Raw genomic sequence first — 26,032 nt, 5'->3', positions numbered from 1 at the left:
ACATTTTAGCAATTTTTACAAGAGACGGGCCTCAGGCTCCCCGCTTGGGTCTATTTCTGCCGTTGCAAGACGGCGGTTTTTCCTTTATAATAGAGAAAATCATAAACAAGAGGGGAGGCGCCTGCATGGAACACTGGGAGACCCTTTGTCCCGGCGGCTTTCGCTTTGTCTATGACGACGGCCTGTTCCGCCCCGGAACGGATACCTTTCTCCTCTCCTCCCTGCCCCGGCTGAAGCCGGGACTGCGGGTGTGCGATCTCGGATGCGGCACCGGGCTGCTGGGCCTTCTGCTGCTCCAGCGGCAGCCGGATCTGTATGTCACCGGTGTGGAGATCCAGGAAAAAGCGGTGCGGCTGGCAGAAAAAGCCGCCGCGGAAAACCGCCTGACGGACCGCTTGGCCTTTTGGGCGCTGGACCTGCGTACGATCAGGGAGCGCTTCCCCACCGGCAGCTCCGACCTGGTGGTATGCAATCCCCCTTATTATCCAACGGCCAACGGCCGTGGGGCGGCGGACGCCGCCCTGCGAACGGCCCGTGCGGAGGTGGCCTGCACCCTGGAGGATGTCTGTGCCGCGGCGGCCTACCTGCTCCGCTGGGGCGGCAGCTTCTGCCTGGTCCACAAGCCGGAGCGGCTGACCGATCTGCTCTGCGCCCTGCGGGCGGCGGCCATGGAGCCGAAACGGCTGCGCTTCGTCTGCAAGACCGCTGGGGCGGCCCCCTCCCTGCTTCTGCTGGAGGCCCGCCGGGGCGGGAAGCCGGGACTGGTCATCGAGGCCCCTCTGCTTCTGCAAAACAGCGGCGGCTCCCCCACGGCGGAGCTGGACGCCATCTATTTCAGGCAACAGGAGGACACGCCATGAGCGGCACGCTGTATCTGGTCGCCACTCCCATCGGTAACCTGGGGGACTTCTCTCCCCGGGCGGTGGAGACGCTGGAGACCGTGGATTTCATCGCGGCGGAGGACACCCGGGTATCCGTAAAGCTGCTGAATCACTTCGCCATCAAAAGGCCCCTGGTCAGCTATCACGAGCACAACCACATCACCGCAGGGCAGGCCATCCTGGCCCGGCTGCTGGCGGGGGAGTCCTGCGCCCTGGTGACCGACGCCGGGACGCCCGCCATCTCCGACCCCGGCGAGGACCTGGTGCGGCTGTGCGCCGAAAACGGTGTGGAGGTGCTGTCCATCCCCGGCTGCTGTGCCGCGGTGAACGCCCTGGCCGTCAGCGGACTGCCCACCGGGCGGTTCACCTTCGAGGGCTTTCTGACCGTCAACAAAAAGAGCCGCCGGGAGCATCTGGACAGCCTGAAAAACGAACAGCGGACCATGATCTTCCACGAGGCCCCTCACAAGCTGCGGACCACGCTGGAGGACCTCTCCGCCGCCTTCGGGCCGGACCGGCGGGTTGCCCTGTGCCGGGAGCTGACCAAGCTCCACGAGGAGACCCGCCGCTGCACGCTGGGAGAGGCCGCGGCCTATTATGCCGAAAACGCTCCCAAGGGCGAGTATGTGCTGGTGGTGGCCGGCGCCGCCCCCAGCACGGAAGCCGCCGTCACACTGGAGGACGGCGTGGCCCAGGTGCTGGCGCTGAAGGAACAGGGCCTCCGCCTGAAGGACGCCGCCAAGGAGGTGGCCCAGCACACCGGCCTTTCCAAAAACGAGCTGTACGCCGCCGCACTGGAGCGGTGATACTAATAATCACTCATAAAACAATGAAATTGTTTTATTGGGGCCGCTTATGCGGCCCCGGCGGCGAAACCGCCTGTGATGAAAGTCCATACTTTTCCCGCGCGACGTAGGCGCGGCGGCGCGATGCGCCGCAAAAAACTTTTTTAAAGTTTTTTATCAGGAAACAGTATGACAGGCATACGAAAAACGCCTCCGTGGTCCACCAGACCGCGGGGGCGTTCCGCTTTGTTGCGAGCGTGGCAGCGCTCACAGGCTCTTCAGTTCCTTCAAGCACTTGGGGCAGACGTTCTTGCCTTTGAAAACCGTGATGTCTTTGCTGCTGTCACAGAAAATACAGCTGGGCTTGTATTTTTTCAGAATGACAGACGAGCCTTCCACATAGATTTCCAGTGCGTCCTTCTCCGCGATGTCCAGGGTGCGGCGCATCTCGATAGGAAGCACAATCCGGCCCAGTTCATCCACCTTTCTCACAATACCCGTCGATTTCATACGATTTCTCCTTTTCCGCTAAATTCCCACTTTTCAGTGAAACTGACAATATCACATTATGTCATAATTTGTCAATCAAAATCTGCAAATTTTTTAGCATAGTTTACAATTCGTTCAAAAGGAGGCGGCAGATATGGCGATGGCATGGGTCTGGACCGGGATGGTGGTGCTCTCTTTGGTGTTTGGCCTCCTTACCGGAAATCTGGACGCGGTGGCGAATGCCGCCCTGGACGGCGCACGCTCCGCCATTGACTTGAGCGTTTCCATGGCGGGGATCCTGTGTCTTTGGAGCGGTGTGATGGAGATCATGCGGGTCTGCGGCCTGTCCGGCGGACTGGCCAGGGCCTTCCGCCCGATCCTGCGGCGGCTGCTGCCCAACGCCTGCCGGGACCCGGAGACGCTGGCCGCCGTCTCCGCCAACGTCTCCGCCAACCTGCTGGGGCTGGGCAATGCCGCCACCCCCCTGGGCATCCAGGCCGCTCGTCGGATGGCCAGGGGCTGCGGCGGTACAGCCAGCGATGAGCTGTGCCTGCTGGTGGTGCTGAACACCGCCTCCATCCAATTGCTGCCCGCCACCATCGCCTCAGTCCGGGCCGCCGCCGGATGCAAGACCCCCTTCGATATCCTCCCGGCGGTGTGGCTGTCCTCGGTGCTGTCGGTGGCGGCCGGACTGATGACGGCCCAACTCCTGGCCCGGGTGGGAAGGAGGCGGCGGTGAATCTCAGCTCTCTAGTGATTCCCCTGCTGCTCTCCGCCGTGGCTGTGTACGGCATGGGCCGCCGTGTGGACGTATACAGCGCCCTGACTCACGGCGCGGAGGAGGGACTGACAGTCCTTCTGCGGATCATTCCCGCCCTGGTGGGGCTGCTGACCGCGGTGAGCATGTTCCGGGCCTCTGGGGCCATGGAGTGGCTGTCCGGCCTGTGCGCGCCGGTGCTGGAAGCCCTGGGTGTGCCGCCGGAGACCACGCCGCTGATGCTGATCCGGCCTGTGTCCGGCAGCGGCGCGCTGGCGGTGGCCAGCGACCTGATGATGACCCACGGACCTGACAGCTACGTGGGCCGGGTGGCTGCCGTGATGCTGGGCAGCACTGAGACCACCTTCTATACCATCGCCGTCTACTTCGGCTCGGCGGGCATCCACCGGACCCGCCACACCATTCCCGCCGCCCTGGCAGCAGACCTGACGGGTTTTTTGGCCTCTGCCCTGGCGGTGCGGCTGTTCTTCGGATAGACGGCAGCAGCGCGGGGCAGATGCCCCGCGCCGTTATCATGCACTGTATTCGCCGTATTGATACGGCTCCGCCACGTCGATACCGCCATAATGGCTGGCAAACACGCCGTCCACCAGGAACTGGGTCTCGCTGACGCTCTCCAGAGAGCACAGGGACCGCGCCAGGGCCTCCAGCGCCGTGGCCAGATCCGCCTCCTCCGGCGGCAGCTCCTCACACAGGGCGGAGGACAGGTTGACATAGCACACATCCTCCTCCAGCCACACGGACTTCACCCGGAAGCCCTCCGGCTGCGCCGGGATCAGGTTCTTGCTCTCCGGCCCGTTCTCCAAAGCCTGGGCCACGGCGCTGACCTGGGTGTCGCCCTCGTACAGGGACAGCATCCGTTCCTCGCCTATCAAATATCCGTCCTCGTCCAGGAAATACAGCGTAACTGGCACAGTACTGACCACGTCGCCCTGCGGCGCCAGCAGCACATCCCGGGCGGAAAAGATCTGCTTGTCCCGATAGGCCAGCTCCTGTCCCCGGACGGTGATCCCGACCCGGGCGATCTCCGGCAGCTGGGTCAGCGTCAGGGTCACGGCGTAATCCGCCAGAGTCAGCGACACGCCGGACAGGGCGCTGTACGATGCCGAGAAGTCCACCAGCGCCTGGCTGCCCTCCATCTTCAAAGACAGCAGGCTGGTCCCCGCCGGGATGGCACTCTCCAGGTCCTCGCTCCCCGGTCCCTCCAGCAGCGCCTCCAACAGTGCCTCCGCGACCTGGACCGTTCCCGCCTCCTCCATATTCTGCAGGTAAACGGTCTCCTCCCGCAGTGCGCCGCCTCCGGCGGCCTGCCGCAGGTCGGTCTCCAGAAAATACAGCTTATAGGCAGTTCCCTGCTCCCGCTCCGCTTCAGCGGCGGCACATCCCGCCAGCAGCAGGAGGAACAGAAGGAGCGCCGCACATCGTCTCATAGGGCCGCCCCTCCCTCCATCCGGGGCCAGCGGGCGGTGAACACCGCGCCCCCCTGGGGCCGGTTGACCGCCTCCACCGTGCCGCCCCGGCGGCGCACCGTGTCGCTGACGATGGACAATCCCAGGCCCGTTCCTCCGGCGGCCCGGGAGCGGGCCTTGTCGACTCGGTAGAACCGCTCGAAAATACGGCTCAGATCCTCCTCCGGGATGCCGGGACCGTTATCCGCCACAGACAGGGCCACCCACGCCCCCTCTGTTCCAAGGGAGACCTGCACCGCACCGCCGGCGGAGTATTTCACCGCATTGTCCACCAGATTGTAGATGACCTGGTGGATCTCGTCCCGGGTCGCCTGGACCACGCAGCCCTCCGCCGCGTCATAGGTCAGATCCACGTTCTTCTCCTGCGCCACCAGGCTCATCATCCGCATCACCTGCTCCAGCACCGGAAGCACCTCCACCGCCGTGGCCGGGTCCAGCACACCGCTGTCCAGCCGGGTCAGCCGCAGCAGGTCCTCGGAGATGCGGGTCAGCCGCTCGGCCTCCCGTCCGATGTCCGCCACGAACTCCCGGGTCGTAGCGGGGTCGATGTTGTCGGTCTGCAAAATGGAGTCCGTCAGCAGCCGGATGGCCGCCAGCGGCGTTTTCAGCTCGTGGGAGGCGTCAGACACGAAGCGGCGGCGGAGATCCTCCGTGGTCTGGAGCCGGTCCGTCAGGCTGTTGAACTCCTGGCCGATCTGGGCGATCTCGTCGTGTCCTCCGATCCGCGCCCGGTGGCTGTATGCGCCCTCCCGCACCCGGCGGATGGCCGTCAGAAGGCGGCTGATCTTCCGGGTCAAGGCCATGGACAGCAGCAGGCTCAATCCCAGCACCACCGCCCCGATGACGGCGGACAGCTTCAGCAGATTGACCTGCAGGCCCTCCAGAAGGGCCGCCTGGGCCGTGTCGTATTCATAGGCGTATACCGCCCCGATGATCCGGTTCTGATACAGCACCGGCGAGGACGCGCGGCTGCGGAAGGCCCCGCTCCGATAGACGCAGGAGGAGGCATCGTTGCCCATCAGGGCCGACACGATCTCGGAAAAAAACACATATTTGCCCACGGTGCTGCCGGTCTCCCGGGTGTCGTACAAGACCTTTCCCTCTGCGTCCGTCACCAGGATGCGGGACAGGCCGGTCTCCTCCACCACCGCCATGGCCGCCGCCACGTTCTCCTCATTCAGCCTGTCCAATCCTGACAGGGAATACACCATCACGGAGACGTTGCTCTGCATCGTCGTCACCTTGGAGTGGAACACCATGTCCTCCGACACCAGCAGCGGATAGGTGTTCAGCAGAACCAGCACCGCCGCGATGATGCTGATGTAGCTCAGGCCGAACTTGACGCGGAGACTGCTCCAGATCCTCTGCCTATCCTTTAAAATAGTACCCCACTCCCCACTTGGTCATGATGTGGTCCGGCTCCGCCGGATTTTTTTCCAGCTTCTCCCGCAGGCGGCGGATATGGACGTCCACCGTGCGGTAATCCCCGCCGTAGGAATAGCCCCACACCACGTTCATCAGATTTTCCCGGCTGTACACCCGCCGGGGATTCCGCATCAGCAGCTCGATCAGGTCGTATTCCTTGGCGGTCAGGTCCACCGTTTTCCCATCCCGGACGGCGACCCGCTCCTCGGTGTTCAGGGTCAGGTCCCCCACCGTCAGCAGACTGCCCTGGCTCCGCTGGACCCCCGCGGCCCGCCGCAGCAGCGCCCGGACCCGGGCCTTCAGCTCCAGGATGTTGAAGGGCTTGGTCAGATAGTCGTCGGCGCCGCACTCAAAGCCCATCAGCTTGTCCGCGTCCTCGCTTTTGGCGGTCAGCATGATGATGGGGACGTTGGAAAACTCCCGAATGCGCATGCACGCCTCCAGTCCATCCAGCTCCGGCATCATCACATCCAAAATCAGCAGGTCGAATTTCTCGTTCCGGGCCAGCTCCACCGCCGCCGCGCCGTCATAGGCGCATTCCACCTGGTAGCCTTCGTTTTCCAGGTTGAATTTCATCCCCTTCACCAGGGTCCGCTCATCGTCCACCACCAGGATCTTCATGACGTCTCTTCTCCATTCACTGTGATATGCTCTTTCAAGTCGGCGAATTTGCTCTCGCCGATGCCGGAGACGTTCATGATCTCCTCCGGCGTTTCAAAGGGTCCGTGCTCCTCCCGATATGCCACGATGCGCCCGGCCAGCTCCTCACCGATGCCCGGCAGAGCTGTCAGCTCCTCTGCTGTGGCGGTGTTCAGGTCCACCGGCGGCAGCGGCTTCGGCACCAGCTCCTCCTGGGGCACCTGAACGTCGGTCTCCACCGCCCCGCGCTCCATGGCCGCCCGGTCGCGGAAATACAGCGCCATCAGAATACACAAAAACAGCGCCGTCGACGCCAAAAGAAGCCATTCGATTTTAGCGATTTTTCCCTTCTCGTTCATGGTTGAACTCCCATGGTTTTTTTGATATACTAATAGATAATTGTCGAAACACCACGCATTTTGACATGGACACACTCCATTGTTTTACCATTATAGCATAGATTGCGGGAGAAGAACATGAAAACAAAACGCTTTTTATCGGTTTTTTTACTGGCCGCTCTGGTCATGAGCCTGTTTGCCGCCCCCTGCGCCCTGGCGGACGATCCGCCGGAGCTGCCTCAGGACCCGGAGATCTCCTGCAAAGCGGCGCTGCTGGTGGACGCCAACACCGGTCTGCCGGTCTACGCCAAAAATGAGCATCAGGAGCTGTACCCCGCCAGCCTCACTAAAATCATGACCGCCCTGCTGGTGCTGGAGGCGGTGGATGAGGGCAGGCTGTCCCTGGACGAGCCCCTGACCGCCTCCTACACCGCCCTGCACACCGGCCTGTCCAGCGACGGCAGCACCGCCAACATCAAGGAAGGCGAGACCATGACGGCGGCCCAGTATCTCACCTGTATGCTGGTGGTCTCCGCCAATGAGGCCTGCGATGTGCTGGCGGAGGCGGTCTCCGGCTCCGTGGCCGCCTTTGTGGACGCCATGAACGAGAAGGCCGCCCTGCTGGGCTGCGTCAACACCCACTTCGTCAATACCACCGGCCTGCACGACAGCCAGCACTACACCTCCGCCTGGGACCTGTACCTCATCGTCCGGGAGGCCATGAAACACGACGTCTTTATGAGCTTGTGCGACACCGCTACCGCCACCATCCCCGCCACCAATCTCAGTGAGGCCCGGACGCTCCACACCACCAACTACCTCATCGGCTCCTGGTATTCCCGGGGCTATCTCAACAGCGACGCCCACGGCATCAAGACCGGCTCCACCAGTGAGGCGGGCCACTGCCTGGTATCCTCCGCGACCCGGGGCAGCCTCAGCTTCATCAGCGTGGTGCTGGGCGGCGACCGGGTCACGCTGGAGAACAACGAGATCCGGACATACAGCTTTTACGACACCAATCTGCTCTTCAACTGGGCCTTCGACAGCTTTTCCTACCAGACTGTGATAGAGAAGGGCGTGGCCGTGCAGGAGGTGCCGGTGTCCCTCTCCAAGATCGACCATGTACTGGCGGAGACCGCCGGGGAAAAGGAAGTGCTGATGCCCCGGGTCCTCTCGCCGGAGAATCTGAGCCAAAAGGTCACGCTGGACCAGGAGACGGTGGAAGCTCCTGTCACGGCGGGCCAGAAGCTGGGGACCCTGGAGCTGAGCTATAACGACACGGTCTACGCCACCGTGGACCTGCTGGCCGCCAACGATGTGGAAGCCAGCAAGCTGCTGACCTTCTGGCGGGATGTGAAGCTGTTCTTCGCCAAGACCAGCGTCCGGGTCGCCCTGGTGGTACTGGCAGTACTGCTCCTGGCCTTCCTGGTCTGGAAGCTGCTGTTCAGCCGCCGGCGCTACCGCTACGGCCGCAGCGTGGGCCGCAGCAGCCGGAGCAATTATCGGGGCCGCCGGAGACGGTAAAGGATATCTAGGGAACCTCTGATTAAATCGTGACGCACGTCTCGGCAACATTTTTCCGCCTGAACTGCGTCAGAAAAGTTTGAAATCCGTCAGGATTCCTGCACTTTTCTTTCTTGGCAGGCAAAAAAACTGCCTGCCAATCCGCACATCCCGATTTAATCAGAGGTTCCCTAAAAATAACGGGAGACCGCCTGTGGGCGGTCTCCCTCTGTTTTTCATGGGACAGGTGCGAGGTGCATCTCCGCGAAAGGACGGCGGGCATGGCACGAAAACGTCCCGCGAGCTGCCTGCATTTCTCTTTTATACTAATTCTCGATAAAACGATTTAATCGCTTTATCGAGGCCGCTGTAAGCGGTCTGGCGGCGTAGCCGCCCAAGAATGTTGTCAATACTTTTCTTGTGTGCCGTAGGCGCTGCGGCGCATTGCGCCGTGATAAAAAACTTTTTAAAGTTTTTTTCAAAGAAACAGTATTACAGGACCTTTACCAGCTCCTCCATGGGCTTGCGGACCGTGTGGCGCCGGGAGGGATGGGCATCCTCCGCCGGGTAGCCCAGGGGCAGCATGGCAATGGGCGTCAGGCCCGCCATCTCCGGGAAGGCCGCCAGCAGCTTCTCCGGCTCAAACACACCGATGTAGGTGGTGCCCAGGCCCAGGTCCGCCGCCTGGAGCATCATCTGGGTCACGGCGATGGCGGCGTCGATCTCGCCGTGGTTTTTGCCGTCGTGCTCCCGGACCCAGGCCGCGGCGGGGTCATAGGCCGCCACCAGCATCACCGGCGGATGAAAGTGCATGCTGGTGCAGCCGTCGGCCTTCTCCATGGCCTCCGGCGAACGCAGCACGAAGATGCGCTGGGGCTGGTTGTTGTGGGCGGTAGGGGCGCTGCGGCCCGCCTCCAGGACCAAGGCCAGCTTCTCCTCCTCCACAGGCCGGTCACTGAATTTGCGGAGGGAATACCGCTCCGCGGACAGCTTTGCAAAATCCATAACACGATCTCCTTTATCATTTGTAATATCCGGATCTTACCCTCAGCAGGCAAAGGGCAGCGCGCCTTGCGCGCCGGCGGGCCATTGGCCCGTCAATTGAAAAGGGACCTGCTCCTTTTCAACTATGTTGACTATATCACAGTCCGCCCCTTTCCGCAATGCCCGATTCCCCGCCAAGTAAGACGGCCGCCCTTTCAGGCGGCCGTCTTTTTCAAAGATATCAAAAATTGTTCTGCCAGCCGTTTTGCCGCATCATGGACTCGCACAGCTCCCGGCGGCGGGTATCATAAAACTCAATATATTTGAGAGAATAGATATCGATGACGATATACCGCTCCCTCGCCTCCTGGTAAATGGTCACAAAGTCGTTGCCCACGTCATACAGGATGCCCTCCCAGGCCACGGTCCCCTGAGTTCCCACCAGGAAGGTGGCTACCACATAGTTGCCCACGTTTCGGGCCAGCATGGCCTTTAAGGAACCCCGGTAAGCCTCATCCACGGTGGTGGGGGCCTGGATCACCTCATCCGGCAGGCCGGTCTTCATGTCCAGCTCTCCGCCGTTTTGGAACAGACGGCCGTTGGGGGCCGTCATGCCGCCGGACTGGGCCATGCCGCCGGACTGCCTCATCATGTCTGTGGACTGCCCTGCCGCACCGGCGGACAGACCGCCGGGCGTGCTGGTCATGCCGCCCATACCTGTGTCGGAGGCGGCGCGGGGCTGGCCGTCCTGGTCTGCGGTGATCTCCGCCGCCCAGTCCATCTGAGTCAGGGGGCGGCCGTTGAGGGTCCGCGCGGGCGTGTAAGTATTCGAATACTGTACCATCATAGCACCTCTCAAGTCTTGTAATACGCGTTTGTTGGATTATAAAAGCAGTGGTCGCCGATGCGGGTCTGCCAGTATCCCACATCCGACGGGAAGCGGGACCGGCACTGAGGGCCAAAGGGATTGTAGAACCACAGGGATTCCGCCACATCCGGGATGCGGTTGCCTGCGATGGCCCAGTCGGCGATGTCGTAGTGGATCTGCTCAGGCCGCATGTTGTAGATGTTCTGGGGGTTGTAGGCGCCGCCCTCTGTCTCGCTGGCGCAGACAAACTGGTAGGGCTGGAAAATGATCTTGCGGATACTGCCCTGGCCAATCCGGGCGTATTCTCCGCCCGTGGCGTGGACTCGGTTCATCACCACACCCGCCACCGCCTTCATGCCGGTCTCCCCCTCGCCGCCCGCCTCGCACTGGATCAGCCGGGCCAGCAGCTCGCGGTCGGAATAAGCCATTGGATCGTTCCCTCCTTACTGCCGGGGCCGCCGGCAGGTGGATTCAACTCATTGTATGCGAAAACGAGACCGCCTGTGCAGCGGTCTCGTTTTTTGTCTCAGCAGATATTCATTTGTGCTTCTGCTCAGCGATGGCGGTGCGGAACATCTCCTCCGTCTGCTGGATGGAGCGATCCAGAGCATACTGCTTGGCGTGCTCGGCGTACCGCAGCTCCATCTCCTGCCGCTCCTGGGGATGCTCGATCCACCAGTCGATGCGCTCCGCCAGGGCGTCTGTATCCCCGGCGGGGAACAGGCTCCGCTCATCCAGAGCAAACTGGGGCGTAGCGGACCGGGGAGAGTCGGCGATGACGGGCACCAATCCGCAGGCGAAGGCCTCCATGCAGCTCATGGCCTCGATCTCCGCGTCAGAGGTGTGGACGTACAGGTCCGCCATGTGCAGGATGTCCAGGAGCCGCTTCGGCTCGTAGAACTGCATGACAATGGGATTAGGCAGCTTCTCCGCCAGGCGGCGGTACTTCTTCTCCAGCGGCCCCTTGCCCGCCAAGATCACTTGGATCTCCTGGGCGTGGCGGCACTTGGCGCAGGCCTCGATCAGCTCGTCCTGCCGCTTCTCCCCAGCGTAGCGGCCCACCATCAGCACGTTGAAGCGGTCCCGCATCCAGTCCTCCTTGGGGCGCTTGCCATAGAAGTACTGGGGGCTGATGCCGTTGGAGATGACATGGAGCTGGGCGGTGTAGCCATGCTGGCGAAGCTGGTCCGCAATCATGTTGCTGGGGCAGTGGATATGGGTAAAGCGGTTGAAGAAGGTATCCCGGAAACGGTCATACACAAAATCGTTGACCCGCTTGCTGTTGCCCATGTGGAGGGTAAAGGTGATGTTCTCCGGCTGGCAGTGGAAGGCCGCCGTGTGGGGGATGCCCAGCTTTTCCACATGCCGCAGTCCCATGATGGCCAAGGGGGAGGGCATCATGAAATGGACCACATCCGCCCAGGCCGCCGCCTTTTCAAACACATGCCTGTTGGGGATGGCCAGCCGCATCCCCTGGCTGGTGATGAGATGCTCCATCACTGGGAAAAACCGCATCTGCCGCACGGCGTATTTGTAATCCGCCGGCTTGCCGATGGCGATGACCCGCACCTCGTTGCCATACTCCTTCAGCGCGGCGGCGAACCGGCGGGCGCTGATAGTGGTGCCATTGTTGGCGTCGTCAAACTGGTCGATGACCAATACGATCTTCATCTGTTCTGTTCCAGCGCTTTCTCCAGATTTCGGGCAAACTGGTCGGGACAGGAGGTGTCCTTGAAGCCGCAGCGGATGCCCTTGAGCCGCTGAATGGCCTCCCGGGCGTCCATGCCCTTCACCAGGGCGGAGATGCCCTGCAGGTTGCCGCTGCATCCCCCCAGCACTTCCAGCTCCTGAATGGTGCCCTGGTCGTCCACCTCGACCCGCATAGCCTGGGAGCAAACGCCCCGGGGGCGGAATGTATATGTCATGATCGGTTCTCCTCTCCATATCCGTAATGTCTCTTTGTTATGACCGCATCCAGCATATCACATCCCCTCGAAAAAGGCAAGGCCGCCCTTCTGTATCAGGCCGGTTTCAGCAGGTCAGAAAAAGTTTCGCTTGACAATAACGATATTCGATAATATACTGAGGGCAGTAAATAACGATATTCGATATTTGGAGTGAAGCATATGGCCCGGGAAAAATTTCAGACCCTGACGGAGCAAATGTTCTACATCCTGCTGTGCCTGCGGCAGGAGCAGTGCGGCGCGGACATCATGGCCCAGGTCACCGCCCTGACCCAGGGCCGGGTGACGGTGGGGCCGGGAACGCTCTATAATCTGCTGGAACAGTTCCAGTCCACCGGGATGATCCGGGAGACCAAGGTGGAGGGCCGGAAGCGGAGCTATCTCATCACCGGGGCCGGGCAGACGGCGCTGGACGAGGAATACCGCCGCCTGCGGCTGCTGGCGGCGGACTACGAGGCCCTGACGGGCCGGGAGGGCTTGCTGTGAAAAACACGAAATACATGCGCCCGCCTTACGGGCTGTACGACTATCAGGCGGCGGAGCGCTGGCTTTCCAAACAGGCCGCCAGGGGCTGGCGGCTGGAAAAGGCCGGGGCCTTTTTGTGGCGGTTCCGTCGGGCGGAGCCTGCCCGGATCACCTACGCCGTCACCTATCTGGATGTCTCCATGTTCGACCCCCGCCCCAGTGAAAGCCAGGAGAGCCTGGAGGAGCTGTGCGCCGCCGCGGGATGGGCCAAGGTGACGGACTGGCTCCAGATGCAGGTCTTCTGCTCTGAGTCGGCGGACCCCGTCCCCCTGGAGACCGACGAGGCCGTCCGGCTGGACGCCATCCACCGCTCCATGTGGAAGACCGCCTTCCCATCCGACCTGATCCTGCTGGGCGCGGTCCTGTTTGTGCTGTGGAAGCCGCTGTACCGGCTGGTGTGCGATCCCCCGCTGGGCTTATCCAGCAACAGTATGCTGGCGTTCCTGGCCGCCACAGCGCTCCTGCTGCTGTTCACGGTCTGCCGCTTCGCCGGTTACTACATCTGGCGCCGGCTGTCCCGCCGCTCCATTGCTCAGGGCGGCGGCTGCGCCTCCACCGCGCCCCTGCGGGTCCTGGACCGGACAGGCGGCACGCTTCTGCTTGCGGTCGTTCTGGCGCTCCTGCTCTCTGCCGCCTTTCTCTCCGATTCCCCGGAACAGGGCATTCATCTCCTGCTGTACGTGGCAGGCCTCAACCTGCTCAGCCTCATCATCCACCACACCCGGGAGCGTCTGCGGGACCGAGGCAGCGCCGTCCTCCGCACCGTCTGGCTCACCGTGCTGGTGGACGTGGCCCTGGTCGTTCCCTTTATCCTCGGACTTTCCTGGCTGACCCGGTCCGACGGATGGCTGGCCCGCCAGTTCGACGATCCAAATGCCCCGGCCTGGACCGCGCCCCTGTCCCCGGAGGATCTGGCCCCGGGCCGCGCCTTCAACGGCTGCTGGAACCACGGAGGCCAGTCCGTTCTGCTGTCCCACCACATCTATTGGTTCCCCAGCCAGGACTCCGGCAATGATCTCAGCTATACCCTCACCATCTCGCCCTATCCCCGGGTAGTGGCCATGGCGCTGGACCACTGCCTGAATACCCCCGGCGAGGACGACGATCTGATCCAGAAGCTCTATTTTGACCGGTACAACTATGGCGTCCATTCCGCCGATCCGGGCCTCCGCTGGGAGAGCATCTCCGCCGCCGGCTGGCAGGCGGAGGCGGCCTGGCAGCTCCATGACGAAGAGGATCCCTTGCCGGTCTACCTGCTGCAATATCCGGACCGCATCAGCCGTCTCCACCTGACAGAGCCGCTCACGGCGGCGCAGAAAACGCTCATCCACGACCGCCTCCACCAAACCGATCCGAAAACAGGAGGTCTGCTCCCATGAAAAACACAAAACGGGAATATCTCATCACCTACACTCTGTACGAACGGGGCCGCATTGAAGCCCACCTGGAAAAACGGGCCTCGGAAGGCTGGCTGCTGGAGAGCGTCGGTCCCGGCGGCTGGCGCTACCGGCGGATCGAGCCCCAGAAGCTCCGCTTCTCCGTGGCCTATCTCCCCCAGGCGTCCCAATTTACCCCTGCGAACAGTCAGGACGCGGAGACCTTTCGGGACTACTGCGCGGCGGCGGGCTGGACCTTCGCGGCGGACAGCGGCCAGGCCCAGATCTTTTACACCGCAGATGAAAACGCCGTGCCCATCGAGACAGACCCGGCGGTGGAGCTGGACACCATCCGCCGCAGCGCAGGCCGGTCCCTGCGGCCTCTGGTCATGCTGGTGCTGGTGGAGGCGCTGCTCTTGGGTGGTACCAACCTGCAGCGGCTCCGGGACGACGCGGTAGACGTTTTGTCCAATCCCGTCTACCTGATGAACCTGACGTCCCTGCTGCCGCTGCTCCTCATCACGGTCGGATATGCCGTCATCTATGGGCTTTGGCTCCGGCGGGCCAGGCGGGCCGTGGAGGCCGGCGGCTCCCTGCCGTCCTTCCGAAGCAGCCGGACCTTGAACATCGTGACCTGGGGCCTGGTGGGCATCCAAGTCCTGGCGATGCTGCTGTTCAGCGGCTCCCGGCAGATGCGGGGGCTGTTCCTGATCATGATCGCGGCCATCTCCCTGATGGGCGGCCTCACCGCCGTGGCCACCAACGCCATGCGGCGCCTGAACTTCAAGTCCTGGGTCAACCGGCTGGTGTCCCTGGGTATGATCCTGGCCCTCACCATTGGATTGATGGCGGGACTCCTCGCCTGGATCTTCCACTCGTCCGGCAGCCTTTCCGGCAAGGTCGCGGCGGAGACCTACCAGTACCACGGCATGACCTGGGAGGTCTATCACGACCAGATCCCCCTCCGCCTTGAGGACCTGACGGACACGGACTATGACGGCTGGTCCACAGAGGCGGACGGCCAGTCCACCTTCCTGCTGGCGAAAACGGAGTACCGCCAGCGGGCCAGGGTGGGCGACTGGGACCAGCCGGATCTGGAGTACACGGTGGTCCAGGTGAAGCGTCCGTCCCTGTATGAGTTTACGGAACAGGCCATGCTGCGCCATGCGGAGCGGTTCAACGACCCGGACATCCCGGAGTTCCTGGACCTCTATGAGCCGGTGGACCCCACCCCCTGGAATGCCCTGGGGGCCTACCGCCTCACCACCGGCGGCAAGCCGCGGAACCAGTATCTCCTGTGCTATGAAGACCGGCTGGTGGAGATCGAATTTGCGCATGACTGGTCCGTCACGGCGGAACAGATGGCTATTACGGCGGAAAGGCTAAAAAACGCATAAAAAACAGGCGGGGAATTCCCCGCCTGTTTTTATTTCGATTTATATCGTCAGCCCCTTGCCGTTTTTCAGCTCCAGAGAGATGCGGTCGGCGATCATGGCGATGAACTCGCTGTTCGTGGGCTTGCCCTTGGCGTTGCTCACCGTGTAGCCGAAATACTTTTGCAGGGTCTCCAGGTCGCCCCGGTCCCAAGCCACCTCAATGGCGTGGCGAATGGCCCGCTCCACCCGGCTGGGCGTGGTGGAAAAGCGCTTGGCCACCGCGGGATACAGCACCTTGGTGACGGCGTTGATGACCTCCATGTCCCCCACGGCGATGATGATGGCCTCCCGCAGATACTGGTAGCCTTTGATATGGGCAGGCACGCCCACCTCATGGATGATGTTGGTGACCATGTTTTTCAGCATGGCGGCCCGCTGCTCCGGCGTGACGGGCTTCTGGAACACGCTCTGAACCCGATCCAGCAGTGCGTCCAAGGCGCAGGGCTTGGGCAGGAAAAAGTTGGCCCCAAGGCTCATGGCTTCTCCCACCACCTGATCGGTGCAAAGGGCGGAGACCAGGATCACCTTCGGGCGCTTGTCCCCCTGCATCTGCCGCAGGATGCTCAGGCCGTCCAGCTCCGGCAGCATCACATCCATCACCACCAGGTCGGGATGATGCTGACTCAGCATTCGCAGAGCCTCTTTCCCGTCTCCCGCGGTGCCTACCACTGTGAATCCCTCCAGCTTTTCAATGGCTTCCCGCAGTATCCCGCGAAAGCCCTCATTGGCGTCTGCCAGCAATACCGTTCTTCTGTTGTCCATACTACCCCTTGTCCTTTTCCCAGAATTTGCGATCTGTGAACGCGATCATACAAAACGGCGGTAAAAACGGGCCGTTCCTTCCTGTCCTGCGTTCCGCCCCCGTCTTTAAACCCCGTTTTCTATAAACTAGCATAAACTTACAGATTTTTCAAGCCGCATATGTAAAATTATTCCATAAATCATTCGACACGTTTCTTGGGACTTCTCTGATTTCCCCGTTTCGCCGGTTTTGGCGCTTCCTTTTTCCGGCAAAGTGTGGTATTCTGTTGCCAGACGGCGTACATTGCCGCCCCACCACATCTGCGGAAGGAAGGCCGGATCTATGGATATCATCGCCGCTCTGGAGGCGTTCCAGCCCTGGAACGAGCAGGAGACGCGGGACCGGGCCGAGCTGCTGCGCCGCCTGCGGTCTGGCGAGGAGCTGTATGGCCGGGAGAATCCCGCAGCCCATTTGACAGCGTCCGCCTGGGTCGTCACCCCTGACCGGAGCCAGGTGCTGCTGGCCTACCACAATCTGTACAGCTCCTGGGCCTGGCTGGGCGGACACGCCGACGGAGACCGGGACCTGCTGGCAGTCGCTCAGCGGGAGGTCCGGGAGGAAAGCGGTCTTACTGCCGTCACGCCGGTGACGGCGGACATCTACTCCGTGGAGATCCTGGCCGTCCACGGCCACGAGAAGCGGGGCGTCTACATTCCCTCCCACCTGCACCTCAACGTCACCTTTCTGCTGGAGGCCGACCCGGCGGCCCCTCTTCACTGCAAACCGGATGAAAACAGCCGGGTCGCCTGGTTTTCACTGGATGACGCGGTGTCGGCCTCCTCGGAGCCATGGATGCAGGCGCGGATCTATCAAAAGCTCAACGCAAAATTACAGAAATTGTGAAAAGAATTTCCCGGATACGCAGCGCGTATCCGGGAAATCTCTTTATGTCCGCTGTTTTTTTGCGGATTCCAGCTTGGTTTGGCGGCGGTTGCGGACCTCCTCGCTCATGGGTTTGATATCGCCGGCGGCGGTGAGGGCCTGCCGGGTCAGCAACGGACCTGCCAGCTCATAGATCAGCACCGAAAACAAGGTGATGTTGCGGATCAGGCTTCCCTGCTGGCCCAGCTGCATGGCGGTGGCACACATGCCAAGGGCGACACCCGCCTGAGGCAGCAGCGTGACACCCAAATATTTGCAGATCTGAGGTGCGCAGCGGGTCTTTTTGGCGCTGACATAAGCGCCGATATATTTCCCCAGGGAACGGGACAAAATGTATACCACGCCGATGCAGACGATGGCGGCATCGGCAAACACGCCCAGCTCCAGTTCCGCGCCGCTGATGACAAAAAACAAGGCAAACAGCGGGGAGGTCCACTTATCTGCCGCCCCCATCAGGTCCTGGGACAGGGGGCAGAGATTGCAGAACACCGTGCCCAGCATCATGCACACCAGCAGAGAGGAAAAGCCCACAGTGACGGGGCCGATCCGGAATTCCAGCATAGCCATGGAAGCGGTGAGGAACACAAAGGCAATGGTCATGTTCAGCCGGTTGGTGTTGGAGTGGAACAACCGCTCCAGCAGCGTCAGCAGCCAGCCCATCACCGCCCCCAGCAGCAGGGAACCCACGATCTCCACCAGGGGATTCACCAGGATGGACACCAGATCCACCACGCCGCTGACCAGTGTTTTGGCAATGCCGAAGGACACCGCGAAGGCCACCAGTCCCACGGCGTCATCCAGGGCCACGATGGGCAGCAGAAGGCGGGTCAGCGGGCCGTCTGCCTTGTACTGCCGCACCACCATCAGCGTGGCGGCAGGGGCGGTAGCCGTGGCGATGGCCCCCAAGGTGATCGCCTGGGCAACAGTCAGCTTCTCTGGGATCAGCAGATGGACAGCCAGCAGCGCCAGATCCACCAGCAGCGTGGCGGTGAGGGCCTGGAACACGCCGATGATGGTGGCCTGCCGCCCAGTGGACTTCAGATCGCGGAGCCGGAATTCATTGCCGATGGAAAAAGCGATGAAACCCAGGGCCACTTCCGAGACCAGCGACATCTGCTCCACCGCCTCGGCGGATACAAAGCCCAAACCGTCGATATGCATCGCCCCCAGGCAGTAAGGGCCGATCAGGACCCCTGCCACCAGATAAGCGGTAACGTCGGGCAGCTTCAGCGGGTGGACCACACGGGTCATCAAAAGTCCTGCCAGAACGGCAATGGAAACAGACAGCAATGTAGACATAAGGCATCTTCCTATCTCGAATTTGGTTTCCCCAGTATACAGCAGACTTTTTTAAAAATCAAGGCAATCGTTTGCGTTTTTTACAGAATTTTTACAATGATAATATTGTGTATTTTTTTAAAATTTTTGTAAATTATTGAAATATTTTCCGAAAATTTTTTTATGATATTCGCTAACGATTACGTATGAAAGGGAAAGGGCGGAAGCCGCCCTTTCCCTACCGTTACGCAGCGTTCAGCATCGTTTCGATGGCAATGCCATATCCCCTGGCGGGATCATTCAGCAGCACATGGGTCACCGCGCCTATCAGCTTGCCATCCTGCAGAATGGGTGAGCCGGACATGCCCTGGACGATGCCTCCGGTGGCAGCCAACAGCGCCGGGTCCGTGACGGAGAGCACCATGTCCCGCCCGTCGGCGGCGTTGGAGACCACTTTCAGGATCTCGATCTCATATTCCCGCACCGTGTCTCCCTGGATATTGCAGCGGATCAAAGCCGGTCCTGTCCTGGCAGCCCCCACCGGCACGGCCGCCGGCAGGCTGGAGGTCTCCAGCTCCGTCAGCGTTCCGAACACGCCGCTGCTGGTGTTGGCGTACAGCGTCCCCAGATCCTGGGTCAGATCAAAATCTCCCCGCAGCTCGCCCGCAGCTCCCACAGTGCCCTTCTTCACCGCCTTCACGGTAGAGGGCAGGATGGAGCCGTTAGAAAAGGGCATCAGCTGGGCGGTGTCTACATCGGTGATGCCGTGGCCCAGTGCGCCAAAGGCCCCGGTGGCCGGGTCCACATAGGTCATGGTGCCGATGCCCGCCATGCTGTCCCGGATCCAGGCGCCGATGCAGTAGACGCCCTGCTCATTCTGCGAGGGCGCCACAGACAGGGTCATGCTGTCCCCGTCCCGCCGGACCTGCAGGTCTGTGGAGCGAGCGCCGTTTTTCTGCAAAAGGGACTGGAACTGCTCTGTGGAGGTGACGGCGGCGCCGCCGCAGGACATGATGATGTCCCCGGTCCGCAGGCCGCAGGCCCTGGCGGGCGTGCCGCCGTCAGGCAGCTTTACCACCACCACGCCCCGGGCAAACAGCTTGATGCCCACGGTGTGGCCCACGGGGATCAGCATCCGGGGCCTTTCCTCCGTCACATCAACGGCCATTGCCAGCGTGGAAGAACAGAGGAAGAGCGCCAAAACAGCAGCCGCCCCGATCCGCAGCAGCCGCTTCGCATAAGATATCCCTTCATACAATCAAAATCACCCCTTTCTCACATCGACCGGCGGCGCACCGGCCGCCGGCACCGTTATCATCTGCCGGCGGCGCGAAAACACGCCAAGCAAAAAGCGGCAGCGCGCCCATGGTACCATCTGCCTGTCCCACAGCAGGCGGGATAAAAAGAGACCCGCAGGCAAATGTCTGCGGGTCTCGCCAAAACTTGGATATTTATTCGCGCTTGTTGAAAATTTTCAAAATATCACTGAACACGTCGTCATCATCGTCGCCGGGCTTGGGCAGATCTGTCTCATCCAGGGGCTTCAGCTTGGGAGCTTCAGCAGCCGCGGCGGTCTCCGCGGCCTTGGGCAGCTCACCGGGCGCTTTGTCAAAGCCGGTGGCGATAACAGTCACGCGGATCTCGTCATCCAGCGTCTCGTCGAAGGTGGCGCCGAAGATGGTGAGCGCGTCGGGATGGACGGCGGCCTGCACCAGGCTGGCAGCCTGCTCCACTTCCTCCAGGCCGATGTCCATAGAACCGGTGACGTTGATCAGCACGCCCTTGGCGCCCTCGATAGAGGTCTCCAGCAGGGGGCTGGAAATGGCCATCTTGGCGGCCTCCTCGGCCTTGCCCTTGCCGGCGGCCCGGCCCACGCCCATGTGGGCCATGCCCGCGTTCTTCATGATGGCGGTCACATCGGCAAAGTCCAGATTGATGAAGCCGGTGTCCCGGATCAGGTCGGAAATGGACTGCACCGCCTGGCGCAGCACATCGTCGGCGATCTCAAAAGCGTTGGCAAAGGTGATCTTCTGGTCGGTGGCGTGCTTCAGCCGCTCATTGGGAATGATGACCAAAGAGTCCACCTTTCCCTGAAGCTCCGCAATACCGGCCTCGGCCTGCTGCATCCGGCGGCGGCCCTCAAAGCCAAAGGGTTTGGTGACCACGGCCACCGTCAGGATATCCATTTCCTTGGCGATCTCCGCCACGATGGGCGCGCCGCCAGTGCCGGTGCCGCCGCCCATACCGGCGGTGATGAACACCATATCGGTGTCCTCCAGCGCCTTGGCGATCTGCTGGCGGCTCTCCTCGGCGGACTTGCGGCCCACCTCCGGATCAGATCCGGCGCCCTGACCGTGGGTCAGCTTCTCGCCGATCTGGATCTTATACGTGGCGCTGGACACGTTCAGCGCCTGCTTGTCGGTATTGACCGCCACAAATTCCACGCCCTTGGTCCCGGAGCGGACCATGCGGTTGACCACGTTGTTGCCGCCGCCGCCAACGCCGATGACCTTAATGTTGACAACGGTATCGGGACCGGTCTCCAATCCAAATGCCATAGTGGTGCCTCCTGCTATCATTTGTAGAAGCGGGGGAAATTTCCCGCCGATGTACCCAATATCCTGTATTCTTTAATATTTAGTTTATTGTATGACACTTTCCCGCTCCGGTCAAGTGTCCCTTTGGCTTTTCGGGGAAAATTTCTAAAAAATATGCACGTCCGTCAAATTTTTCGCCGCCCCTCCGCCGCCCCATACAAAAATTGGAAGAGCGGTGCCGCCGCTCTTCCAATTCATACTGTTTCCTGACAAAAAACTTTAAAAAGTTTTTGATTGCGGCGCATTGCGCCGCCGCGCCTACGGCGCGCAGGAAAAGTATGGACGTTCCTCACAAGCGGCTTTGCCGCCGGGGCCGCTTACGCGGCCCCAATAAAACAATAAAATTGTTTTATAAGTGATGCGTATCAGCGCACGTTTTGCTTGAAGGGGATGCGGCCGCTGTCCTTTCGCATGTCGAAAGTGCCGGTCATATTGTCCTGAATAGCCTCCCCCTCCAGGATCAGCCGCAGCGTCTTCAGCTTTTGGGCGTAGTCCGCGCCGTAGGGCAGCTGCACAGTGAATCGTCCGGCGTAATCCAGCGTCAGCATGGACAAGTCCGCCAGATGGATGGCGTCCACATCGTCGATCATGTCCGCCTCATAGAGGGCTTTCATCAGGGCCAGCAGGCTGGTCTGCTGGCCGGCGTACTCCGTGGCCAGGGCCAGGGGCGTACCCACGGTGGGAGCCAGCAGCTGGCAGCCGTCGATCACGCCGTAATCCGCCGCCGCGGCATCATCCTTCTGCTCCACGATCTTGCCGCCGGGGTCGCCGCTGGGGCTGATGAGCCACGCGCTGCCGTCCTGCACCACCGCCAGCGGGGTCCCGCACTCCGTCACCTCGATCACCAGGGTGTCCGGCAGGCGGCGGTAGGGATGGATATGCTCGATATAGGGCAGCGCCGCCAGAATGTTGTTGGCGACCCGGTTTTTGTTCAAAAGATACAGGTTGTCGCCGATCTCCACGCCGGTGGCCGCCGCCACCTCCTCGGCGGTGTAGCGTTCCTGGCCCGTCACCAGGATGGTATCGACCCGGAAAAACAGGGTCAGCGCCAAGATGATGGCCCCGCAGATCACCAGCGTAGACAGCAGCTTATAGAGGAAGCTGAAGCTTCCTCTGCGCCGCCGTTTGGAATGTCTTCGTCTGGCCATCAGTCGCGCTCTCCTTCTATGTCTCTATGGGCGTAGTCTCTATTCGCCGGATCTCCGCGCCCAGGGCCGTCAGATCTCTTGCGATGTCCTCGTAGCCCCGGTCGATGTGGGCGGTCTGGGACACCCGGGTCTCCCCCTCCGCCGCCAGAGCCGCCACGCACAGGGCCGCGCCGCCCCGCAGATCGGTGCAGCAGACCGGCGCGCCATACAGTGTCTCGACCCCGGTGACCACCGCCACCCGGCCGGACACCCGGATCTCCGCGCCCATGCGGGTCAGCTCCCCCACATGGCGGTAGCGGCTGGAGAACATGTTCTCCTCGAACACCGTGGCGCCCCGGCTCCGCAGCAGCGCCGCCATCAGCACCGCCTGGGCGTCGGTGGGAAATCCGGGATAGGGCGCCGTCCGCACGGGGCGGACCGCCTTCAGCCGTCGGCGGCAGGCGCAGGCGATGCCGCCGCTGTCCGCCGTAACAGCGCAGCCCGCCTCCCGCAGGGCGGCGGTGACGGTGGCAAGGTGCCGCTCCCCGGCGTTCCGCAGAAAGATCTCTCCCCCCGCCGACGCCGCAGCGCACAGGTAAGTAGCCGCCACGATGCGGTCCGGCATGATGGTGAAGGTGCACCCATGGAGCCTGCGCCCGCCCACGATGGCCACGCTGTCGGTCCCCGCGCCGGACACCTCCGCCCCACAGGCATTCAGGAACTCCTGCAGATCCACGATCTCCGGCTCCCGGGCAGCGTTGGAGAGGATCGTAACGCCCTCGGCCCCGCAGGCCGCCAGCATCAAATTCTCTGTGGCTCCCACAGAGGGCAGGCTCAGCACGATCTCCCGTCCCCGCAGCCGGGGGGCCTCGCAGCGCAGCAGGCCGCCAGTGTCGTCGATCTCCGCCCCCAGCTCCCGCAGACCCGCCAGATGCAGGTCGATGGGCCTGGGGCCAAGCTCACAGCCGCCGGGATAGCTCAGCTCCGCCTGTCCGCACCGGGCCAGGATCGCCCCGAGGAAGATGGCGGAGGAGCGCATCTCTCTCATCAGTATATCAGAGATCACGCAGCCGTTCAAGCCGCCAGTATCCACCAGCAGGCCGCTGTCCGTCCACCGGGCGGCGCAGCCCAGCGCCTCCAGAATGTGGATGGACGCCTCCACGTCCCGCAGGCGGGGACAGTTTCGCAGTTCCACCTGTCCGCCCGCCAGCAGCGTGGCCGCCAGGATCGGCAGTACGCTGTTTTTCGCTCCCTGGACAGTCACCTCTCCCGTGAGGCGGTTCCCGCCCTTTACCAAAAGCTGGCTCATATCCGTTCCCCTCCGTGCCCAAAATGGTATCCAAACCATCCTATGGGCAAAAGGGGTCCTTGGTTACCCGCAGATCTCCAGCACAGTCTGATAAATGCGCTCCGTGGCGTCCCGGATGCCCAGCGCGGCCATGGCCTTTTCCATCTCCGCCCGGCGGGCGCCGTCCCGCAGGATGCCGCAGGCGGCCTGGAACAGGGCCTGCCCGGTGGAATCCTTCTCCAGCAGCACCATCGCGCCGCCGGCCTGCTCCAGGATGCGGGCGTTCTTCTCCTGGTGGTTGTTGGTCACATAGGGGGACGGCACCATCAGGGCAGGCACGCCCAGGGCCGTCAGCTCGCTGATGGTGGAGGCTCCCGCCCGGCAGATCACCAGGTCCGCCGCCCGCATGACCACCGCCATGTCATAGATATACTCCCGCAGGTCCAGGGCCGGGCAGCTGGCCAGCTCCACGTTCTTTTCCCGCAGCAGCTCCCGTACCAGGGGATAACCGCTCTTTCCGGCAGCATGGATGTGATGGAACGGCTCCCTGGCCGCCTCCAGCGCCAGCATATCCGCCATCTGCCGGTTCATACCGGAAGCCCCCAGGGATCCCCAGAAGGAGACCACCAGCGGCCGTCCGTCGTCCAGGCCCAGCTTCCGCCTGGCCTCCGCTTTCGTCAGGGCGAAAAAGTCTCCCCGCACCGGCGTGCCGGTGACGATCACCTTTTCCGGATGGCGGTAGTGCTGGCGGCAGGCCTCAAAGCCCACCAGAACGCGGTCCGCGAATGGTTCCAGCATCTCCGTGGTCAGCCCTGGCACCATGTTGGACTCATGGACCGCCGTGGGGATCCCCGCCTTGGCGGCGGCCTTCACCATGGGATAGCTGGCGTAGCCGCCGGTGCCGATGACCACATCGGGCCGGAACTCCCGCAGGATGCCCCGGGCCTCTCGGGGCGCCCGGATCAGGTTGCAGACGGAGATCGCGTTGTGCTTGATCTCCCGAGGCTTGAGGGAGCGGTGAAAGCTGGAGATGTGGACCGTGCGGAACGCGTAGCCCGCCTTGGGGATCAGATCCTTTTCCAGGCCCCGCTCCGCGCCAACAAACAGGAATTCCGTCTCCGGGTCCTTTTCCCGCATCAGCTGCGCCAGGGCGATGGCGGGATTCACATGCCCCGCCGTCCCGCCGCAGGTAAAGATGACCCGCTTCAGCTTTTTCTCCATTTCTCTCACCTCACATTTCACAGTATCCTGTACTCTGCGCCCCTTAGTGGAAAAGCCGGAAAGGCGGAACGCAGCTCCCTATTTCCCGCTTGCCGGCCGCATCTGCCGCGACACGCTCAGCACGATGCCCATTTCCGCCAGCTGGATGGACAACGCCGTGCCGCCGTAGCTGAAAAATGGCAGGGAGATGCCAGTGGTGGGCAGCAGGCCCGTCACCACGCCGATGTTCAGAAAGACCTGCATGGCCATCAGGGTGGTCACGCCCACCACCATCAGACTGCCGAAGCGGTCCCGGGCGTGGAGCGCGATCCAGTAGCCCCGCAGGATCAGCGCCGCGAACAGCAGCATGATGACTGTGGCGCCGATCAGGCCCAGCTCCTCGCAGATCACAGCAAAGATGAAGTCGTTGTGCTCCTCCGGCAGATACATAAATTTTTGGCGGCTCTTGCCCAGGCCCACGCCCCACAGTCCGCCGGATCCAATGGTGATCATGCTCTGCCAGAGCTGGTATCCCTTGCCCTGTGCGTCCTCCCAGGGCCGGAGCCAGTAGGTGATGCGTGAGGTGTTGTAGCCGATGACGAACAGGATCATATACAGCGCTCCCGCCGCGCCGCCTGCGGCGATGAACACCCAGCGCCAGTTGATGCCGCCCACCAGCATCAGCACCGCCCCGGCGCCCATGATGAGGATAGCGCCGGACAGATGGGGCTCCAGAGCTACCAGGCCGCCGGTGACCAGCAGCCACACCACATAGGGCGCCACGCCGTAGCGGGTCGTCTGCATCTTATCTTTTTTCTTGGAAATGCTGTCGGAAAAATACAGGACGATAGCCACCTTGGCGATCTCCGACGGCTGGAAGGTGAACACGCCGGCCTTGCCCAGCCAGCGGGTCGCGTTGTTCTGGGTCACAGCCAGGGGATTGCCGGGAATGATGACCAGGATCAGCAGCACGATGGACACGTACAGCAGCAGCTTCGCCGCGCCCCGGAACCGCTGGTAGTTGATCTTTCCCACGAAAAACATGGCGGCAATGCCCATGACGGCGAACACGCTCTGGCGGGTAAAGTAATAGGTGGGGTCGTGATTTTTCGTCTCGTAATAGGCGGAGGGAAAGCTGGCGGACAGCAGCATCACCAGGCCGATGGCCGTCAGCAGCAGCACCAGCAGGCAAAAGGGCAGGTCGATGGGGCCTCTGGCCAGCTCCCGGCTGATCTCCTCCCGCTCCTGCTGCCGCTGGCGGCGCTCCTGCCGCGCCTGGGCCTCTTCCCGGGTCAGCGGCCTGCGCCGCTGCGGCTCCGGGCCCCGGTGCGGCTCTGCTCTTCGGTGCGTCTGGTATGTCTCCGGCCTCCGGCGTTGGGACATCCCGCTCCCTCCTTT

27 protein-coding genes are annotated in these 26,032 nt (G+C 62.3%); 9 read left to right on the top strand and 18 right to left on the bottom strand.

Annotation, left to right across the window (positions count from 1 at the left end; all coding sequences use genetic code 11):
* Positions 1-125 precede the first annotated feature (125 nt).
* Positions 126-860 (top strand): tRNA1(Val) (adenine(37)-N6)-methyltransferase, encoded by a 735-nt coding sequence (locus Q0Z69_RS07210; RefSeq protein WP_298031419.1) that lies wholly within the window; start codon positions 126-128, stop codon positions 858-860.
* Positions 857-1,687 (top strand): 16S rRNA (cytidine(1402)-2'-O)-methyltransferase, encoded by an 831-nt coding sequence (gene rsmI / locus Q0Z69_RS07205; RefSeq protein WP_298031416.1) that lies wholly within the window; start codon positions 857-859, stop codon positions 1,685-1,687. The genes Q0Z69_RS07210 and rsmI overlap by 4 nt, the downstream gene beginning before the upstream one ends.
* 246 nt (positions 1,688-1,933) lie before the next feature.
* Here rsmI and Q0Z69_RS07200 read toward each other — a convergent pair whose 3' ends face one another.
* Entirely contained in the window at positions 1,934-2,176 is a 243-nt protein-coding gene (locus Q0Z69_RS07200) for an AbrB/MazE/SpoVT family DNA-binding domain-containing protein (RefSeq protein ID WP_298031414.1), read from the bottom strand.
* Between the two features lie 133 nt (positions 2,177-2,309).
* Between Q0Z69_RS07200 and Q0Z69_RS07195 the strand changes: the two genes are divergently transcribed.
* Together Q0Z69_RS07195 and Q0Z69_RS07190 are read left to right on the top strand one after the other, a co-directional pair.
* Complete coding sequence (locus tag Q0Z69_RS07195; protein ID WP_298031410.1) at positions 2,310-2,894, top strand: spore maturation protein A; 585 nt, start codon at positions 2,310-2,312, stop codon at positions 2,892-2,894.
* Entirely contained in the window at positions 2,891-3,409 is a 519-nt protein-coding gene (locus Q0Z69_RS07190) for a spore maturation protein (protein ID WP_298031407.1), read from the top strand. The genes Q0Z69_RS07195 and Q0Z69_RS07190 overlap by 4 nt, the downstream gene beginning before the upstream one ends.
* Positions 3,410-3,445: 36 nt before the next feature.
* Here the strand turns inward: Q0Z69_RS07190 and Q0Z69_RS07185 are convergent, their stop codons facing one another.
* The 4 genes from Q0Z69_RS07185 to Q0Z69_RS07170 form a co-directional block, all read right to left on the bottom strand.
* Positions 3,446-4,363: a GerMN domain-containing protein gene (locus Q0Z69_RS07185; protein WP_298031404.1), complete on the bottom strand. Its 918-nt coding sequence runs from the start codon at positions 4,361-4,363 to the stop codon at positions 3,446-3,448.
* On the bottom strand, positions 4,360-5,706 hold the full coding sequence (locus tag Q0Z69_RS07180; protein ID WP_298031401.1) for a cell wall metabolism sensor histidine kinase WalK: 1,347 nt from the start codon (positions 5,704-5,706) through the stop codon (positions 4,360-4,362). Before Q0Z69_RS07180 ends, Q0Z69_RS07185 begins: the two co-directional genes overlap by 4 nt.
* 64 nt (positions 5,707-5,770) lie before the next feature.
* Positions 5,771-6,448, bottom strand: coding sequence for a response regulator transcription factor (locus Q0Z69_RS07175; RefSeq protein ID WP_298031398.1), 678 nt, complete (start codon positions 6,446-6,448; stop codon positions 5,771-5,773).
* Positions 6,445-6,825 carry a helix-hairpin-helix domain-containing protein gene (locus Q0Z69_RS07170; RefSeq protein WP_298031396.1) on the bottom strand — a complete coding sequence of 127 codons (381 nt, stop codon included), beginning with the start codon at positions 6,823-6,825 and terminating at the stop codon, positions 6,445-6,447. The genes Q0Z69_RS07175 and Q0Z69_RS07170 overlap by 4 nt, the downstream gene beginning before the upstream one ends.
* Before the next feature lie 117 nt (positions 6,826-6,942).
* Here Q0Z69_RS07170 and Q0Z69_RS07165 point away from each other — a divergent pair, with 117 nt between their 5' ends.
* Positions 6,943-8,328, top strand: a complete 1,386-nt coding sequence (locus Q0Z69_RS07165; protein WP_298031395.1) for a D-alanyl-D-alanine carboxypeptidase family protein — start codon at positions 6,943-6,945, stop codon at positions 8,326-8,328.
* A 471-nt stretch (positions 8,329-8,799) separates the two neighbouring features.
* Here the strand turns inward: Q0Z69_RS07165 and Q0Z69_RS07160 are convergent, their stop codons facing one another.
* The 5 genes from Q0Z69_RS07160 to Q0Z69_RS07140 all read right to left on the bottom strand — a co-directional run bounded on the left by Q0Z69_RS07160 (position 8,800) and on the right by Q0Z69_RS07140 (position 12,084).
* The gene (locus tag Q0Z69_RS07160) at positions 8,800-9,312 is read right to left on the bottom strand and encodes a nitroreductase family protein (RefSeq protein ID WP_298031393.1); all 513 of its coding nucleotides are present in this window, start codon (positions 9,310-9,312) and stop codon (positions 8,800-8,802) included.
* 220 nt (positions 9,313-9,532) lie between these two features.
* A complete protein-coding gene (locus Q0Z69_RS07155; protein WP_298031391.1) occupies positions 9,533-10,138 on the bottom strand; it encodes a hypothetical protein in 606 nt (201 codons plus the stop codon).
* A gap of 8 nt (positions 10,139-10,146) precedes the next feature.
* Entirely contained in the window at positions 10,147-10,587 is a 441-nt protein-coding gene (locus Q0Z69_RS07150; RefSeq protein ID WP_298031389.1) for a cell wall hydrolase, read from the bottom strand.
* Between the two features lie 109 nt (positions 10,588-10,696).
* On the bottom strand, positions 10,697-11,830 hold the full coding sequence (locus Q0Z69_RS07145; protein WP_298031386.1) for a glycosyltransferase: 1,134 nt from the start codon (positions 11,828-11,830) through the stop codon (positions 10,697-10,699).
* Complete coding sequence (locus tag Q0Z69_RS07140; RefSeq protein ID WP_298031384.1) at positions 11,827-12,084, bottom strand: TIGR03905 family TSCPD domain-containing protein; 258 nt, start codon at positions 12,082-12,084, stop codon at positions 11,827-11,829. The genes Q0Z69_RS07145 and Q0Z69_RS07140 overlap by 4 nt, the downstream gene beginning before the upstream one ends.
* A 201-nt stretch (positions 12,085-12,285) precedes the next feature.
* Here Q0Z69_RS07140 and Q0Z69_RS07135 point away from each other — a divergent pair, with 201 nt between their 5' ends.
* Genes Q0Z69_RS07135 through Q0Z69_RS07125 form a run of 3 tightly spaced genes read left to right on the top strand, consistent with a single transcriptional unit; the run spans position 12,286 to position 15,421 of the window.
* Positions 12,286-12,609, top strand: coding sequence for a PadR family transcriptional regulator (locus tag Q0Z69_RS07135; RefSeq protein ID WP_298031381.1), 324 nt, complete (start codon positions 12,286-12,288; stop codon positions 12,607-12,609).
* On the top strand, positions 12,606-14,027 hold the full coding sequence (locus Q0Z69_RS07130; protein WP_298031378.1) for a DUF2812 domain-containing protein: 1,422 nt from the start codon (positions 12,606-12,608) through the stop codon (positions 14,025-14,027). Before Q0Z69_RS07135 ends, Q0Z69_RS07130 begins: the two co-directional genes overlap by 4 nt.
* Entirely contained in the window at positions 14,024-15,421 is a 1,398-nt protein-coding gene (locus Q0Z69_RS07125) for a DUF2812 domain-containing protein (RefSeq protein ID WP_298031376.1), read from the top strand. The genes Q0Z69_RS07130 and Q0Z69_RS07125 overlap by 4 nt, the downstream gene beginning before the upstream one ends.
* A 39-nt stretch (positions 15,422-15,460) precedes the next feature.
* Here the strand turns inward: Q0Z69_RS07125 and spo0A are convergent, their stop codons facing one another.
* A complete protein-coding gene (spo0A, locus tag Q0Z69_RS07120) occupies positions 15,461-16,222 on the bottom strand; it encodes a sporulation transcription factor Spo0A (RefSeq protein ID WP_298031373.1) in 762 nt (253 codons plus the stop codon).
* A 322-nt stretch (positions 16,223-16,544) separates the two neighbouring features.
* Here spo0A and Q0Z69_RS07115 point away from each other — a divergent pair, with 322 nt between their 5' ends.
* Positions 16,545-17,105: an NUDIX hydrolase gene (locus Q0Z69_RS07115; RefSeq protein ID WP_298031370.1), complete on the top strand. Its 561-nt coding sequence runs from the start codon at positions 16,545-16,547 to the stop codon at positions 17,103-17,105.
* A gap of 42 nt (positions 17,106-17,147) precedes the next feature.
* On the opposite strand, the gene Q0Z69_RS07110 is transcribed toward Q0Z69_RS07115, so the two are convergent.
* The 7 genes from Q0Z69_RS07110 to ftsW form a co-directional block, all read right to left on the bottom strand.
* Positions 17,148-18,443 carry a cation:proton antiporter gene (locus Q0Z69_RS07110; RefSeq protein ID WP_298031367.1) on the bottom strand — a complete coding sequence of 432 codons (1,296 nt, stop codon included), beginning with the start codon at positions 18,441-18,443 and terminating at the stop codon, positions 17,148-17,150.
* 223 nt (positions 18,444-18,666) lie between these two features.
* Positions 18,667-19,680: a SpoIVB peptidase gene (spoIVB, locus tag Q0Z69_RS07105; RefSeq protein WP_298031364.1), complete on the bottom strand. Its 1,014-nt coding sequence runs from the start codon at positions 19,678-19,680 to the stop codon at positions 18,667-18,669.
* A 193-nt stretch (positions 19,681-19,873) separates the two neighbouring features.
* The gene (gene ftsZ, locus Q0Z69_RS07100) at positions 19,874-20,980 is read right to left on the bottom strand and encodes a cell division protein FtsZ (RefSeq protein WP_298031361.1); all 1,107 of its coding nucleotides are present in this window, start codon (positions 20,978-20,980) and stop codon (positions 19,874-19,876) included.
* 404 nt (positions 20,981-21,384) lie between these two features.
* The gene (locus tag Q0Z69_RS07095) at positions 21,385-22,167 is read right to left on the bottom strand and encodes a cell division protein FtsQ/DivIB (RefSeq protein WP_298031358.1); all 783 of its coding nucleotides are present in this window, start codon (positions 22,165-22,167) and stop codon (positions 21,385-21,387) included.
* Between the two features lie 16 nt (positions 22,168-22,183).
* Complete coding sequence (gene murA / locus Q0Z69_RS07090) at positions 22,184-23,455, bottom strand: UDP-N-acetylglucosamine 1-carboxyvinyltransferase (RefSeq protein WP_298031355.1); 1,272 nt, start codon at positions 23,453-23,455, stop codon at positions 22,184-22,186.
* Between the two features lie 63 nt (positions 23,456-23,518).
* Complete coding sequence (gene murG / locus Q0Z69_RS07085; protein ID WP_298031352.1) at positions 23,519-24,655, bottom strand: undecaprenyldiphospho-muramoylpentapeptide beta-N-acetylglucosaminyltransferase; 1,137 nt, start codon at positions 24,653-24,655, stop codon at positions 23,519-23,521.
* A 78-nt stretch (positions 24,656-24,733) separates the two neighbouring features.
* Positions 24,734-26,017, bottom strand: coding sequence for a putative lipid II flippase FtsW (gene ftsW, locus Q0Z69_RS07080; protein ID WP_298031350.1), 1,284 nt, complete (start codon positions 26,015-26,017; stop codon positions 24,734-24,736).
* Positions 26,018-26,032: the final 15 nt, after the last annotated feature.

Origin of the sequence: uncultured Dysosmobacter sp. (assembly GCF_947631165.1) — a bacterium.
In the GTDB taxonomy this organism is placed as follows: Bacteria; Bacillota; Clostridia; order Oscillospirales; family Oscillospiraceae; genus Oscillibacter.
The sequence above is the reverse complement of the archived record's forward strand: the minus strand, read 5'-3'. Positions and strand labels throughout refer to the sequence as shown.